This is a genomic window from Pantoea sp. BRR-3P, from assembly GCF_039621635.1.
Lineage (GTDB): Bacteria > Pseudomonadota > Gammaproteobacteria > Enterobacterales > Enterobacteriaceae > Pantoea > Pantoea floridensis.
Map to the genome: position 1 here is coordinate 4,058,717 of NZ_CP155066.1, position 14,579 is coordinate 4,073,295.

A 14,579-nucleotide genomic window follows, 5' to 3' on the forward strand; every position below is an offset into this window, starting at 1 on the left:
GTGTTCGGACAGGGATCGTTGCCCTGGGCGGTGGATTCTACTGAAATTATCTCGGCGGCGAAAGTCGCGGGATCCTGAGGTTTAAAAGAAAGGATCTTTATTCTTTTATATGATCTCTCTGTTAGATCTACTATTAGGATCGCACCAGGCTGTTGATAACCCGGAAAAGCCACGATTTAACAGCACATTAGAGAGGATCGTTTGCTGTGAATGATCGGTGATCCTGATCCGTATAAGCTGGGATCAAAACAGCTACTTATACACAGCCTAAAAAAGAAACAGCGGTTGTTATTGGGATAACTACCGGTTATACGCATGAATCAGGCTATGTTATCCACAGCTGATCGCGTGTTTAAAGCAAAAAAACAGCGCAATAAACTGGGGATCGTTCTATTTACCCGATCCCCGGCCGGCAAAGATCGTTTAAATCTGGGTTTTCCATGTGGACACCCACACTTCAGCCGCGTCTTCCGGGATCTCATGCTCAAGCACGTCGATCTCAAGGCGATCGCCAATGCGTTTGGCACCCAATTGGTTCAACTGCTCTTCCAGCAGCTTGATCGCGCCACAGAAAAGATCGTATTCGTGGTTGCCGATGCCGACTGCACCATAACGTAAGCCGGAAAGATCCGGTTGCGTCTCCTGCAATGCTTCATATAAAGGAAGCAAGTTGTCGGGGAGTTCACCGGCACCGTGCGTGGAGGTCACAATCAGCCAAATGCCTTCCTGCTGCAGCTCATCGAGCTCAGGCCCATGCAGCACCTCGGTTGAGAAGCCCGCTTCCTGCAGTTTTTCTTCCAGATGTTCAGCAACATATTCGGCGCTGCCAAGGGTACTTCCACTGATTAACGTAATATCGGCCATGATGCTCTCCCGCACTAAAGGCGAGCATTGTACGCTGTGATCAAGCCGTGATCCACCTGTGGAAAACAGGGTTAATAGTAGAAAGCATCAGGCGGCAAGTCACGCTGTGCGCGCGATCTGCCGGGGATAAGTTTGTGCACAGTTTATATGGGGATTACGGCTTAATGGTGCGCATGATGGGGTTTTGCAGTGAGATCAGGGTTTCGGTGGACTGAATTTCGTCGATAGTCTGGATCTTGTTGATCAACACCTGCTGCAGCGCGTCGATTGATCGACACATCACTTTGATAAAAATGCTGTAATGGCCCGTGGTGTACCAGGCCTCAACGACTTCATCTAAGGCTTCCAGCTTACTGAGCGCCGCCGGATAATCACGCGCACTCTTCAGGATAATGCCGATAAAGCAGCACACATCGAAGCCAAGCTGGCGCGGATCAATCTCCACGCGGGTGCCTAAAATAATCCCCGCCTGACGCATTTTTTCCACGCGAACATGAATGGTGCCCGGGCTCACGTTGAATTGTTTAGCGAGTTCGGCATAAGCGGTACGCGCATTTTGCAGCAGCGCATTCAAAATGCCGCGATCCAGGTTATCCAGCTGAAGGTTTTCCGCCATTGTCCATCCTCGTTGAGTTCTTCTTCTATGAATAGAGGAGAATGTGCAGCAAATTAGCGGTGCAGGCAAGGTGCAGACAACAGCCATGCCGTTGTCTGCACGCTTTATTAGCGCTTGCGCCAGAAGGTCACTTGCGCCTGTGTGTGCTGGAATTTGCGCGCCGTCTCGCGGATAACAAAGGGGATATCCTGCGGCGGTGCGACTTCGTCAAACGCGTCACGTAATACGCGTTGCAACGCCTGGTAAGTGGTGAGTGCTTCGCCATTCTCACGCACACCACCCAGCCAGTTTTCTTTCGGCGTGAATTCCTCCAGCCAGGTATAAGGTGACGACAGCACCAGCAAGCCGCCGGCCCGGATCATCGGCGTAACATCCTGCAGGAAGCGTTTGGGCTGACGCAGACGATCAATCAGGTTGGAAGCGAGTACCAGATCGTAACGATCCGGCTGTGGCTTCAGGTTACAGGCATCGCCCTGCACAAACTGGATACGCTGCGCTTGCTGAGCCTCAAGACCAAACTCTTTCAGCCGTACCTGCCGATACTCCACCAGCTCGCCTTCTTCTGGCACCACGTAGCGGAAATCTTCTCCTGATGTCAGCTGTAGCGCGACATCAATAAAGCGCGCCGAGTAATCCATTCCGGTTACTGCATCAAAATGGCGCGCCAGCTCGAAACTGGCGCGTCCGGTGGCACAACCGATATCCAGCGCCTGGCCACGCTCCTGGCAATGCGGCAGCAATTTTTCCACCAGCGCAGCCGCGTAGTTGGGCACGCCGTAGTAACTCGGACCGTACTGGAAATCGAGGTATTGCGACACCATGCTATCCGTTTCATAAGGATTGAGCGCCATCGTTTCTTCATGTGATGAAACCACATAGCGGAAACCGGCGTGCTGGAAGAAGTGACGGCGGAAAGCGTAGCGTGCGGATTTCAGCGCTTCGTTGCCGGTAGAAATCCAGCTGCCGCCTTTAATTAGCGCATGTTTGCCATCAAAGGTCGGCGTGGAGAAATCATCGTAGAGCGGGTGAACTTTAAAACCTTCGAAGCCGTTGGTCGGCGTGGTGGTCCACTGCCATACGTTGCCGACAATGTCGTAGAACTCACCCTGAGCAAAGCGATCGACCGGGCTGGACGAAGCCCAATACGCCAGATTGATATTGCCTGGCGCGTCAATCCAATCCGGCTGGTCGCCGCTTACCTGTTCACGTAGCTGCGCCCATTCCGCTTCACAGGGGAGTTGCACGGATTTACCGGTCTCTTCAGCCAGCCAGCGACAGAACGCAGCGGCTTCCAGCTGATTCACCTCCGCTGGCCAGTCCCAGGGCATCGCGACTTCCTCAGCCAGCAAGCGCAGCTTTAGCTGATCGGGTTGCTTTTCGTCCCCGATCCAAAACGTCGGCATTTGCGCGCCGGAGAATTCGCGCCAGCCCCAGCCTTCATCATCCCACCAGCGGCGATCGTTATAGCCATCCGCCGCGATAAAGCGGTAAAACTCGGCATTGCTCACCAGCATTTTACTGGCCTTAAACGGCTTCAGTTCTGTCTGATGGCTGCCATATTCATTATCCCAGCCGTAGGTGTCGTCTGTTTTGCCCTGCTGCACGCGCCCCCCGGGCATGGCGACCAGCGTATTGTCTGGCACAGATTGACGATCGTGACGCGCCTGCGGGCAAACCGGCCAGTGCGGTTGCGCTTTTACCCACTCGATGGGCAACTGGCGCATCAGCACGCTGGAGGTTTCCAGATGAATACGTTCGTGCTCGATCCCCATCAAAACCACCCACGCCGGGCTTTCCCAATCGATGGGCAGCGCCAGCGGCATGGTGCGAATGAACTCGCTCACCAGACTTTTTACTTTGCCGCGATAGTCGCGGACTTCAGCGATAGTTGGCCAGTCGTAATGGTTGTCGTTGAGATCGTCCCAGCTCATCTCATCCACGCCGATCGCCATCATCGCCTCAATACGATCGTCGACGCGTTGATCGAGATAGCGTCCGGCCATCAGCTTGTTAATGTAGAAGGTCGCAGTGTGGCCAAAGTAGAAGATCAGCGGATGACGCAGCGAAATGGCTTTATTAAACCAGGCGCGTTCGTCGGCCAGACAATCAAACAGGCTTTCATACAGTTCCCAGGTTTGGGTGAAGTACGTTAGCAGTTCGGCTCTTTTTTGTTCGGTATTTTGGCCGGAGAGTCGCAGCGTGTGGGTCGGTGCGGGAAGTTGGGCGGTGGTCACAAGGTGCTCCATTTGCTTGGTGTGCGAACTTATCACTATAGCAAATTAGCATTTCCGCCAGATGACTTAGCGCTGCCAGCGGCGCAGCAGGCGACTTTTCAGGCCGGTATCAAAGCGCCAGATGTGATCGAAAATGCGCAGAATGCCGGGTTTGCCATGCAGCGACATCGCGACCGCGTGGAAGCGCTGTTGATAGTGGCGCTGACGCTGCTTAATGGTGCTAACGACATCGTCGGGCAAACGCTGGGCAATAAAATCCGACACGATCACCGCATCCGCTTCCTGCCACGCGTTGCCTTCCATGCGTTTTACTACGGCCGCAAGGCAGGCGGCGAGATCGGTGCCGCCGCGAAAGCGCTGGCTGAGAAAACGAATGGCCTGCTCAATGCCGTTGTCGGCGGTGAGCTCATAGCCGATCACTTCATGTGCAAACAACATGATGTAGCAGCGGCGCTTATCCGCCAGCGCCACTTTCAGCAGCGCCAGGCAAAAAGCTTTGGCGCAGCGTTCGTTGAAACCGCCCATCGAACCGGAGGTATCCACGCAGACGATAAACGGTCCGCGCGGCTGCTCTTCGTGTTGCTGGTGGCTAACCGGTCTCATGGTGACTTTTTCGTGCCACGCATCGCCCTGTAAACGGTAGGTCAGCAAGCGTTTCTCGACCAAACGTCGATAAAATTCCAGCTCTAACTCGCTAATGCTCAGCGCCGCCAGCTCTGGCGGTAGCAGGCGCAGCACATCATCGCTCTGATGAATGCCGCTGACCTCTTCCGGCACATTATCCGGTTCACGCACCAGTTGGTGAAACGCCTCCAGCGGCGCATCCTGCGATGGCACCGATTTGGCCTCGCGGCTGCGTCCCAGCTGTTGCGCCAGCTTCATCAGTTCCGGCTGCTGAGCAAGGAAATCGCCATACTGCACAATCAGCTCGTAATCGCCGTGCTGCAGCGGCGCTTTGCTCAAATCCCACAGGCGACCAGCCGCGGCCTCATCGTCATCGGTAAGAATCGGTGCCAGCTGACCGCTGATTGCCATGCGCTGCTGCAGCTCCGCCATCAGGCGTTCGCGCTGTTCTTCCAGAATGGTTTCATTTAGCGTCAGCGTTTGCAGTGTCAGGCTGAGGCGCCAGCGTTGCAGAAACAGCGTGTGCTGCGCGTTACTGAGCTGTGTGTTTTCGGCATTAAGAAGCAGTTTGCTGGCTTCTTCAATAAACGGCGACGGCAGACTTTTCAGCTGCGTCATGATGTGGGGTAACTGCTGGGTGAAATTTTGCGTGCTGAGCAGCTGCATCTGCTGAAACAGCTGAAATTCCTGCGCCAGCGTTTCCGGCACCGGCGTGGCTTTGATCTGCTCGGCAATCTCCGATCGCCAGCGCGGCAGATCGCGCATTAATGCCTGCTTCATGCGGGGAAATTTTTCAAAAAAAAGCGCCAGCTGCGGCGAGGCGAGTAACGCGATGATCAGCTCTTCTATCAGCTCGGTTTCACCAATCGATAGCAGCGTACTCAGCGTCTCTAGCGAGATCATTTTCTCGCCTGTTTCAGCTGTTCCGCTACATCCTGCAGGCTGGTTTCAATGCGAGCCAGCCAGTCATCGCTAATGAACAAGCAGCGCTGCTGCTGGCTAAATAGCGTACGTTGCGTGCGCAGCTGCGTTTCCAGCGCCTCATATTCATCGGCGATCTCCTGCGGCATCTCGCTGCTGTTGCTGGCGCCCGGCAGCGTGAGTCGCGTGGATTGCAGGCTAACATCGCGCAGCGTCAGGCAGTGATGCGTATCCACCAACATATCGAGCGTCTGACCAAAGCCAATGCCATTTAGCTTGCCACGGATTTCGCCGCCTTTCAGCAGCCACTGATTCAGGGCTTCACGCCCCAGCAGAATGTGCGTTACCTGCATATCGTGCAGCATTAGCGGCTGTTGCAGCATCAGTGTCAGCTGTTCGTCCGCGATCGCGGCGGGTAATTCATAATGCGGTTTGCGGCTGAACATGCCGCTGTGTTTCTCCAGCGTCAGCGCTTGCGCCACGCTTTGCTGCTGTTGCAGCGCCAGGCGACGGCCTTTGATCTGCTGCAGTTTGTGTAGCAGCGCCTGTTGCTGCCACGCATGTTGCGACATCAGCGTATCAATTTCGCGATCCAGCAGCTTCATCGAGGCCACGTCATGCCATAGACAATCTTTCAGCAGAATTAAATCGATGGGGGCGATGGTCACGCGACCACTATAGAATGCGCTGGCCTGCAATAAATGAATGGCTTTTTTCCAGCGGCGATCGGAGATGTAGGGCGCATCCGGCAGCGTTTCTAGTTGCTGACGTAGCTGATAAATCAGTTCGAACACGTGATCCGGCAGGCTGACCTGGCTGATGCCTTTCTGCCACTGCTCATACTCTTCATCGCTGATGCGCAGTGACTCCGCCACAGGATTGTCGTTTTCGTCCTGCTGATGGGTGAGCATGCTGCGGAAATTCTGTTTCTCATGCACATTATCCAGCCACAGACGAATCAACATGCGGTCATACAGTGCTTCCAGTCCGCTATCCGCTTCAGGCAATTCGTTGGAGGCGGTAACCAGCAGGCGCATCGGGATTTTTTCTTCGCTATCGCCGTTACGGAAGCGGCGTTCGTTGATGGCGGTTAGCAGGGTATTCAGAATCGCCGGGCCGGCTTTCCAGATTTCATCAAGGAAGACAATCTCAGCATCGGGCAGATAGCCTTTGGTCAGTCGCTGATAGCGGCCCTCATCTTTGAGTGCCTGAATCGACAGCGGGCCAAACACCTCTTCAGGGGTAGAAAAACGGGTCATCAGATATTCAAAAGCGCGGGCGTGCTGGAAGGCATATTTCAGGCGGCGGGCGATAAGGCTCTTGGCGATGCCCGGCGGCCCAAGCAAAAACACGCTTTCCCCGCTGAGCGCGGCCAGCAGACAGAGACGGATCGCGTGATGGCGTTCATACAGCCCTTTTTCCAGCGCGTTGCTCAGGCGAGAAATTCTTTCTGCCAAAAGATGGGGTTGAGCCATAATCACATCATTATCCTTTTGATCCTGGTGCCGTCATAGTTTGGCGAGCGCAATACTCTACTGATTATCATGCGCGAATGCGTTGATAGCCGTCAGCTTTTTTGTTTCAGAAGGTTGATGCGAGAGAACTCGCCGCTTCCAACGGTTTTTTAGCCGGATTTTCGGCGAAAAACCGCGTCACCGACGCGATGGTGACACTTTGTAAGAGTAGGTTTTTTTGGGAATATGTGCATACTGTGCGCTTTTTGATGGCTTGAGCGGTAGGCAAGTGCCTCCGGCTCCAACAAAAGACAACTTATGAGCTCGGATAAGAAACAGTCCCTTGGTGCAGTCACGCTGGCGGCTATTGGCGTGGTGTATGGCGATATCGGTACCAGCCCGCTCTATACATTGCGTGAATGTCTCTCTGGCCAGTTTGGTTTTGGCGTTGAACGTGAAGCGGTTTTTGGCTTTCTTTCGCTGATCTTCTGGCTGCTGATTCTGGTGGTATCACTCAAGTACATCAGCTACGTGATGCGTGCAGATAACGCCGGAGAAGGCGGAATTTTGACGCTAATGTCGCTGGCCGGACGCAATACTGGCGCCAGAGCAACGGCGATTCTGGTGATCATGGGACTGATTGGCGGCAGCTTCTTCTACGGCGAAGTGGTGATTACACCAGCCGTTTCGGTGCTTTCTGCAATTGAGGGGCTGGAAATTGCGGCCCCAAGTCTGGATGCCTATATCGTGCCCCTGGCGATCGCCGTTTTGACCCTGCTGTTTGTTATCCAGAAGCACGGCACCGGCATTGTCGGTAAGCTGTTCGCACCGGTAATGCTGCTGTGGTTCCTGGTTCTGGCGGTATTGGGCGCGCGCAGCATCATCAGCAACCCGGACGTGCTGCACGCGATGAATCCCTACTGGGCGCTGCACTTCTTTATCGAATACAAAACCGTTTCCTTCTTCGCGCTTGGCGCGGTGGTGCTGGCAATTACCGGCGTGGAAGCGCTGTATGCCGATATGGGCCACTTCGGTAAATTCCCGATTCGTCTTGCCTGGTTCATCGTGGTGCTGCCATCGCTGGTGCTGAACTACTTTGGCCAGGGGGCGCTGCTGCTCAAACATCCGGAAGCGATCAAAAACCCGTTCTTCCTGCTCGCGCCGGACTGGATGCTGATCCCGATGTTGATTCTGGCGACCTTAGCCACGGTGATCGCCTCGCAGGCGGTGATTTCCGGCGTGTTCTCGTTAACCCGTCAGGCGGTGCGTCTCGGCTACCTGCCGCCAATGCGCATTGTGCACACCTCTGAGGAAGAGTCCGGGCAGATTTATATTCCGGTGATCAACTGGCTGCTCTACTTCTCGGTGGTAATTGTGATTGTCGGCTTCGAGCACTCCAGCAATTTGGCCGCGGCGTACGGCATTGCGGTAACGGGCACCATGGTGCTGACCGCGATTCTTTGCTCTACCGTGGCGATTCAAAACTGGCACTGGAACCGCTATCTGGTAGTGCTGATTCTGATTGCCATGTTGTGCATCGATGTGTCGCTGTTCTCCGCCAACTTGATCAAAGTGTTCTCCGGCGGCTGGCTGCCGCTGACGCTGGCGCTGATGATGTTCATCATTATGACCACCTGGAAAAGCGAGCGTTTCCGCCTGCTGCGTCGTATGCATGAGCACGGTAACTCTCTGGAAGCGATGATTGCTTCACTGGAGAAATCGCCGCCGGTGCGCGTGCCAGGTACTGCGGTATACATGTCGCGTGCGCTCAATGTGATTCCATTTGCCATGCTACATAATCTCAAACACAACAAAGTGCTGCATGAGCGCGTGGTGCTGCTGACGCTGCGCACTGAAGATGCACCTTACGTGCACAACGTACGTCGAGTGACGATTGAGCAGCTGTCGCCCACTTTCTGGCGCGTAGTGGCCAGCTACGGCTGGCGTGAAACGCCGAACGTGGAGGAGATTTTCCACCGCTGCGGCCTTGAAGGGCTGAATTGCCGCATGATGGAAACCTCGTTCTTCATGTCGCATGAATCGCTGATAATCGGCGATCGTCCGTGGTATCTGCGCCTGCGTGGCAAGCTGTTCCTCGCGCTGCAACGTAATGCGCTGCGCGCGCCAGATCAGTTTGAAATCCCACCGAACCGCGTGATTGAACTGGGAACCCAGGTCGAGATTTAACGCTCTGCGCGTCACCAGCTTAAGGTGACGCGCAATCCTCCGCTGGCGCGCTGGCTGAACTGCAATCGAATGCCGTGCAGCTGGGCAATATTCTTCACAATGGAAAGCCCCAATCCACTGCCGGTTTGTGTCTGTCCCGGCGGTCGCCAGAAGCGTTCACCCAGCCTCGCCAGTTGTTCTTCGCTGACGCCTGGTCCGTTATCGTCAACGGTAATGGCGCGCGCATTAAGCTGCACATTGATGCTGCTGCCCGAAGGTGAGTAGCGCAGCGCGTTATCCAGCAGATTACGCACCATTAAATTCAGCAACAGCGGATGACCGTTCATCACCGGTTCGGCGTGGTGAGTAAATACTAAATCGGTATGCTGCTGTTCCGCCTGCGGGAAATGCTCCGCCAGCAGATTTTGCAGCAGCGGCGCCAGCGCGACCGGTTGAAATTCGCTGCGCAGATCGTCAGCCTCGACGCGTGAAAGCGTCAGTAGCTGATCCACCAAGCGCGTGGCGCGCACGATGCCGCTATCCAGCTGCTGAATGGCGCGTTTGCGCATCGTTTCATCATCATCGGCCAGCTGAATCACTTCGCTCTGTACGCGCAGCGCCGCCAGCGGGCTACGCAGCTCATGGGCGGCATCGGAGGTAAAGCGGCGTTCGCGTTGTACCAGCTGTGCCATGCGGTTAAACAAACCGTTGAGCGCTACCACCAGCGGTTTCACCTCTTTGGGCAGGCGCGCGTCCGGCAGCGGTTTAGCATCATCCGGCGCACGCTGATGCAGCGATGCGGTAAGGCGTTTCAATGGACGCAGCTCAAACCACACCAGCGCCAGCAAAAACAGCAGCATAAAAGGCATGGCGATCAGCCAGGGTAACAAGCTGCTGAGTGCCAAATCGCGCGTCATATCATCGCGATATTCCCACTCCTGACCCACCACCACGCGATAGCGTTTATCGGCAGAGGTAAGCCACACTAAGCGCCAGCTGTCTTTATCGTCGCGCAGGTGGCCATCGACAAAACCATCGCGCTGATGATCAAACTGCAAATCGCGACCGTTTTCGCCATCGTTCAACAGCGGCTTGCCCTCGGCGCTGTAAATGGCAAATGCCAGTGCATCATCATCCTGATCGCCCCGATGATGACGCAGGATAGATTTGGTTTTTGGCAGCGTAACGTCTTGCCGCGAGGTGGGATCGAGCGCGATCAGGCGCTTTGCGAACAGCATTTGCTGCGTATCAAACAGCTCGTTCACCGTATCGCGGGTTTGCTGCCAGGCGCTGAGGCCGGCAAGTCCGCCGCACAAGAGGATCAGCACGACAAAGCCGATGGCGAGGCGCAGGAACAGACTCATTCCACCGCTCCCAGCGTATAGCCCACGCCATGCACGGTACGAATAAACTGGCTGCCGAGTTTTTTACGCAGATGATGAATATGGACTTCCACCGCATTGCTGGAGACATCTTCATCCCAGCTATACAGTTTTTCTTCCAGCTGGCTGCGCGTTAGCACGCGGCCTGGATTGCGCAGAAAGAGCTCCAACAGCGCCAGTTCCCGACTCTTCAGGCTGACGGCTTCGCCATCGCACATTACGCTGTGGCTGTCGGGTGCCAGGGTAACCTTGCCGTGTTTAAGCTCTGGCTGCAGCTGTCCATGACGACGACGGATCAGCGCCTGCAAACGTGCGGCTACTTCTGTTAGCGCAAACGGCTTGCACAGGTAATCGTCGGCGCCGAGCTGCAATCCTTGCACGCGCTGATCGAGCGCATCGCGCGCCGTGAGAATCAGCACCGGCACATCGTGTCCTTGCTGGCGCCATTGACGCAGGATGTCTAAACCATCGCGTTCCGGCAGCGACAGATCCAGCACTACCGCATCCCAGGGCGCGGCGGTTAGGGCCTGAAATCCGCTTTCCCCCGAGATAAACCAGTCGACGCTGAAGCCGAGTTTGGTGAGGCCAACCTTCAAACCGTCGCCAATCAGGGCGTCATCTTCTATCAATAAAATGCGCATAACTTCTCCTTCTGTTAAGCGGAGTTATACGAAGCACATTCTTTCTTGTACAGCGAAAATCGCGGCAAATAGGCTATTTTTCAGGAATGTACGCGCAAAGCGTTCTCTTAAGATCCTGTTAAGAACCTTATGGTGAAATAGCGCATGTAAACCAACACATTCATGGAAACGAGGTGAGAAATGAAAAAATCTGCTGCTTTATTCGCGATTGTCGCGCTGGCTGCTACGCCGGTTCTTGCTGCGCAGCAAGGGGGTTTTGTGGATCCCACTGCACCAACGGCACAGGTCAAGTCTGGTGGTTTCAAAGCCGATAACACTAGCATCGTCACGGTAAAACAGGCCGAAGAGATGAAAGACGATAGCTGGATTACCGTACGCGGTACGCTGGAGAAGCAAATTGGTGATGAGGATTATCAGTTCCGCGATGCTACTGGCACCATGAAGGTCGAAATCGATCATAAACGCTGGAACGGTTTGACCATCACACCGAAGGATCAGGTGGAGCTGACCGGTGAACTGGATAAGGATTTCAACGCGATCGAACTGGACGTGAAACAGGTACGTAAATTGCCATAATTTCCTCCCCGGGGCCGTGTAAGCGGCTCCGCCATCCCACCAAACTCAAATTCCCGCTGGCACAAGCGAAACGTTTCGATGGCGATCACATTTCCGTGATGTCGTCATTGAGTTGCCGCGCGCATTTTATACACTCCCGATCAGCGAAACGTTTCGCTGTGGAGTGGAAGAAATGAAAAAAGGTCGCTTGTTAAACGCTGAAGTCTCTCATGTGATTGCCCGCCTGGGGCACACCGATACGCTGACGATTGCAGATGCAGGCTTGCCGATTCCGGCCGGTCCACAGCGCATCGATCTGGCATTAACGCCGGGTACGCCCGAATTTTTACAGGTGGTCGACGTTATCACGCAGGAGATGCAGGTCGAAAGCGCCCTGATGGCGGAGGAGATTAAACAGCATAATCCGCCGCTCCACAGCGCACTGCTCGCCGTGCTCGAAGCCTTGCAACGGCACCAGGGGAATGTCATCACCATCCGTTACACCAGCCATGAACAATTCAAACAACAGACACAGCGCAGTCAGGCGGTCATTCGCAGCGGAGAGTGTTCTCCGTATGCGAATGTCATCCTGAGCGCTGGCGTGACCTTCTGAGGCCGTTATGCAACCGTTATTGCAACTCAAAGGGATTGAAAAATCGTTTCCTGGCGTGAAAGCGCTGAATGGCGCCTCGCTTGCCGTCTATCCTGGCCGCGTGATGGCGCTGGTGGGCGAAAACGGTGCCGGTAAATCTACCATGATGAAAGTGCTGACCGGCATTTACAGCATGGACGCCGGCTCCATGCAGTGGCTGGGTAAGGATGTGGCGTTCTCTGGCCCGAAAGCTTCGCAGGAAGCGGGCATTGGTATTATCCATCAGGAACTGAACCTGATTCCGCAGCTGACCGTCGCCGAAAATATTTTCCTTGGTCGTGAATTTGTTAACCGCTTTGGCCGCATCGAATGGAAAAAGATGTATGCCGCAGCGGATGGACTGTTACAACGCCTTAATCTGCGCTTCAGCAGCCACAAGCTGGTGGGCGATTTGTCGATTGGCGATCAGCAGATGGTTGAGATCGCGAAAGTGCTTAGCTTCGAGTCAAAAGTCATCATTATGGATGAACCGACCGATGCGCTCACCGATACCGAAACGCTGTCGCTGTTCCGCGTGATCAACGAACTAAAAGCGCAGGGCTGCGGCATTGTCTATATCTCGCACCGCATGAAAGAGATCTTCGAGATTTGCGATGACGTCACCGTGTTCCGCGACGGGCAGTTTATTGCCGAGCGCGCGGTCAGCGATCTCAGCGAAGAGAGCCTGATCGAGATGATGGTGGGGCGCAAACTGGAAGATCAATATCCACGCATTGATCAACAACCTGGCGAGATCCGTTTAAAAGTCGAAAACCTGAGCGGGCCGGGCGTTGATAACGTCAGCTTTACGCTGCGTAAAGGGGAAATCCTTGGCGTGTCTGGCCTGATGGGCGCGGGCCGCACTGAACTGATGAAAGTGCTGTACGGCGCGCTGCCACGCAGCAAAGGCAAAGTCACGCTGAATGGACGTGAGATCGTGACCCGCTCACCGCAGGATGGCTTAGCGAACGGCATCGTCTATATCTCCGAAGACCGCAAGCGCGATGGCCTGGTGCTCGGCATGTCGGTGAAAGAGAACATGTCGCTGACCGCGCTGCGCTATTTCAGTACCGGCGCGGGCAATCTCCGGCACAGCGATGAGCAGCTGGCGGTGGGCGATTTTATCCGCCTGTTCAACGTTAAAACCCCCTCCATGGAGCAGCCGATTGGGCTGCTGTCCGGTGGTAATCAGCAGAAAGTAGCGATTGCGCGAGGTCTGATGACACGCCCCGATGTGCTGATTCTTGATGAGCCAACACGCGGCGTCGACGTTGGGGCGAAAAAAGAGATCTATCAGTTAATTAACCAGTTTAAAGCCGAAGGGCTGAGCATCATTTTGGTGTCGTCAGAAATGCCGGAAGTGTTGGGTATGAGCGATCGCATCGTGGTGATGCATGAAGGCCATCTGAGTGGCGAATTTTCCCGCGAGCAGGCTACCCAGGAATCCCTGATGGCAGCGGCAGTCGGTAAGCAACACAGCGAGGAGTTAGTTGTATGAGCACCCAAACCCTACCCGCCAGCCGCCGCTGGTTCAGCAAAGCCTGGCTGCTGGAGCAGAAATCCCTGATTGCGTTGATCGTGCTGATCGCCGTGGTCGCCAGCCAGAGCCCAAATTTCTTTACGCTGCCGAATATGTTCAACATTCTGCAGCAGACGTCGGTCAACGCCATCATGGCGGTGGGGATGACGCTGGTGATTCTGACTTCAGGCATTGATTTGTCGGTGGGATCGCTGCTGGCGCTGACGGGCGCGGTAGCGGCATCAATTGTCGGATTAGAAGTGAATGCGCTGGTCGCCGTAGCGGCTTCGCTGGCGCTCGGCGCGGCAATTGGCGCTCTTACCGGTGTAATAGTCGCACGCGGCAAGGTGCAGGCTTTTATCGCCACGCTGGTGATGATGCTGCTGCTGCGCGGCGTCACTATGGTTTATACCAACGGCAGCCCAATCAATACCGGTTTCAACGATAACGCCGATCTGTTCGGCTGGTTCGGTATTGGCCGCCCGCTGGGCATCCCAACGCCGGTTTGGCTGATGGCAGTGGTATTTGCACTCGCGTGGTACATGCTGCATCACACGCGCCTCGGACGTTACATCTACGCGCTGGGCGGTAACGAAGCGGCTACACGCTTATCCGGTATCAGCGTTAACCGCGTCAAAATCATCGTCTATTCGCTGTGCGGCCTGCTGGCGGCATTGGCAGGCACCATCGAAGTGGCACGCCTCTCTTCCGCACAACCCACGGCGGGTACCGGTTATGAACTGGATGCCATTGCCGCGGTGGTGCTGGGCGGCACCAGCCTGGCGGGCGGTAAAGGCCGCATCATGGGCACGCTGATTGGTGCGCTGATCCTCGGCTTCCTGAATAACGGCCTGAATCTGATGGGCGTATCGTCTTACTACCAAATGATTGTTAAAGCCGTCGTCATTCTGCTAGCGGTGCTGGTGGATAACAAAAGCAGTAAATAACTCTGACCTTCACACAGGATTTAAA

Annotated in this window: 12 protein-coding genes; 5 read left to right on the forward strand and 7 right to left on the reverse strand. The window is 55.1% G+C overall.

The window, feature by feature from the left end:
• Positions 1 to 423 precede the first annotated feature (423 nt).
• The 5 genes from mioC to ravA all read right to left on the reverse strand — a co-directional run bounded on the left by mioC (position 424) and on the right by ravA (position 6,734).
• Positions 424 to 864, reverse strand: a complete 441-nt coding sequence (gene mioC / locus AAGR08_RS18740) for an FMN-binding protein MioC (protein WP_097095517.1) — start codon at positions 862 to 864, stop codon at positions 424 to 426.
• A gap of 154 nt (positions 865 to 1,018) precedes the next feature.
• The gene (gene asnC / locus AAGR08_RS18745) at positions 1,019 to 1,480 is read right to left on the reverse strand and encodes a transcriptional regulator AsnC (RefSeq protein WP_097095518.1); all 462 of its coding nucleotides are present in this window, start codon (positions 1,478 to 1,480) and stop codon (positions 1,019 to 1,021) included.
• Between the two features lie 107 nt (positions 1,481 to 1,587).
• The gene (gene ovoA, locus AAGR08_RS18750) at positions 1,588 to 3,726 is read right to left on the reverse strand and encodes a 5-histidylcysteine sulfoxide synthase (RefSeq protein WP_345827660.1); all 2,139 of its coding nucleotides are present in this window, start codon (positions 3,724 to 3,726) and stop codon (positions 1,588 to 1,590) included.
• Between the two features lie 54 nt (positions 3,727 to 3,780).
• Positions 3,781 to 5,241, reverse strand: a complete 1,461-nt coding sequence (gene viaA / locus AAGR08_RS18755) for an ATPase RavA stimulator ViaA (RefSeq protein WP_097095520.1) — start codon at positions 5,239 to 5,241, stop codon at positions 3,781 to 3,783.
• On the reverse strand, positions 5,238 to 6,734 hold the full coding sequence (ravA, locus tag AAGR08_RS18760; RefSeq protein WP_097097620.1) for an ATPase RavA: 1,497 nt from the start codon (positions 6,732 to 6,734) through the stop codon (positions 5,238 to 5,240). Before ravA ends, viaA begins: the two co-directional genes overlap by 4 nt.
• A 297-nt stretch (positions 6,735 to 7,031) precedes the next feature.
• Here ravA and kup point away from each other — a divergent pair, with 297 nt between their 5' ends.
• Positions 7,032 to 8,900, forward strand: a complete 1,869-nt coding sequence (gene kup, locus AAGR08_RS18765) for a low affinity potassium transporter Kup (protein WP_345827661.1) — start codon at positions 7,032 to 7,034, stop codon at positions 8,898 to 8,900.
• 11 nt (positions 8,901 to 8,911) lie between these two features.
• Here the strand turns inward: kup and qseC are convergent, their stop codons facing one another.
• Positions 8,912 to 10,243: a quorum sensing histidine kinase QseC gene (gene qseC / locus AAGR08_RS18770; protein ID WP_345827662.1), complete on the reverse strand. Its 1,332-nt coding sequence runs from the start codon at positions 10,241 to 10,243 to the stop codon at positions 8,912 to 8,914.
• Positions 10,240 to 10,902 (reverse strand): quorum sensing response regulator transcription factor QseB, encoded by a 663-nt coding sequence (gene qseB / locus AAGR08_RS18775; protein ID WP_345827663.1) that lies wholly within the window; start codon positions 10,900 to 10,902, stop codon positions 10,240 to 10,242. The genes qseC and qseB overlap by 4 nt, the downstream gene beginning before the upstream one ends.
• Positions 10,903 to 11,082: 180 nt before the next feature.
• On the opposite strand from qseB, the gene AAGR08_RS18780 reads away from it, so the two are divergent.
• The 4 genes from AAGR08_RS18780 (at position 11,083) to rbsC (ending at position 14,554) form a co-directional block, all read left to right on the forward strand.
• The gene (locus tag AAGR08_RS18780; RefSeq protein ID WP_097095524.1) at positions 11,083 to 11,478 is read left to right on the forward strand and encodes a YgiW/YdeI family stress tolerance OB fold protein; all 396 of its coding nucleotides are present in this window, start codon (positions 11,083 to 11,085) and stop codon (positions 11,476 to 11,478) included.
• 172 nt (positions 11,479 to 11,650) lie between these two features.
• Positions 11,651 to 12,070, forward strand: coding sequence for a D-ribose pyranase (gene rbsD, locus AAGR08_RS18785; RefSeq protein WP_097095525.1), 420 nt, complete (start codon positions 11,651 to 11,653; stop codon positions 12,068 to 12,070).
• A gap of 7 nt (positions 12,071 to 12,077) precedes the next feature.
• Positions 12,078 to 13,586 (forward strand): ribose ABC transporter ATP-binding protein RbsA, encoded by a 1,509-nt coding sequence (gene rbsA / locus AAGR08_RS18790; RefSeq protein ID WP_345827665.1) that lies wholly within the window; start codon positions 12,078 to 12,080, stop codon positions 13,584 to 13,586.
• Positions 13,583 to 14,554, forward strand: coding sequence for a ribose ABC transporter permease (gene rbsC, locus AAGR08_RS18795; protein WP_345827667.1), 972 nt, complete (start codon positions 13,583 to 13,585; stop codon positions 14,552 to 14,554). Before rbsA ends, rbsC begins: the two co-directional genes overlap by 4 nt.
• Positions 14,555 to 14,579: the final 25 nt, after the last annotated feature.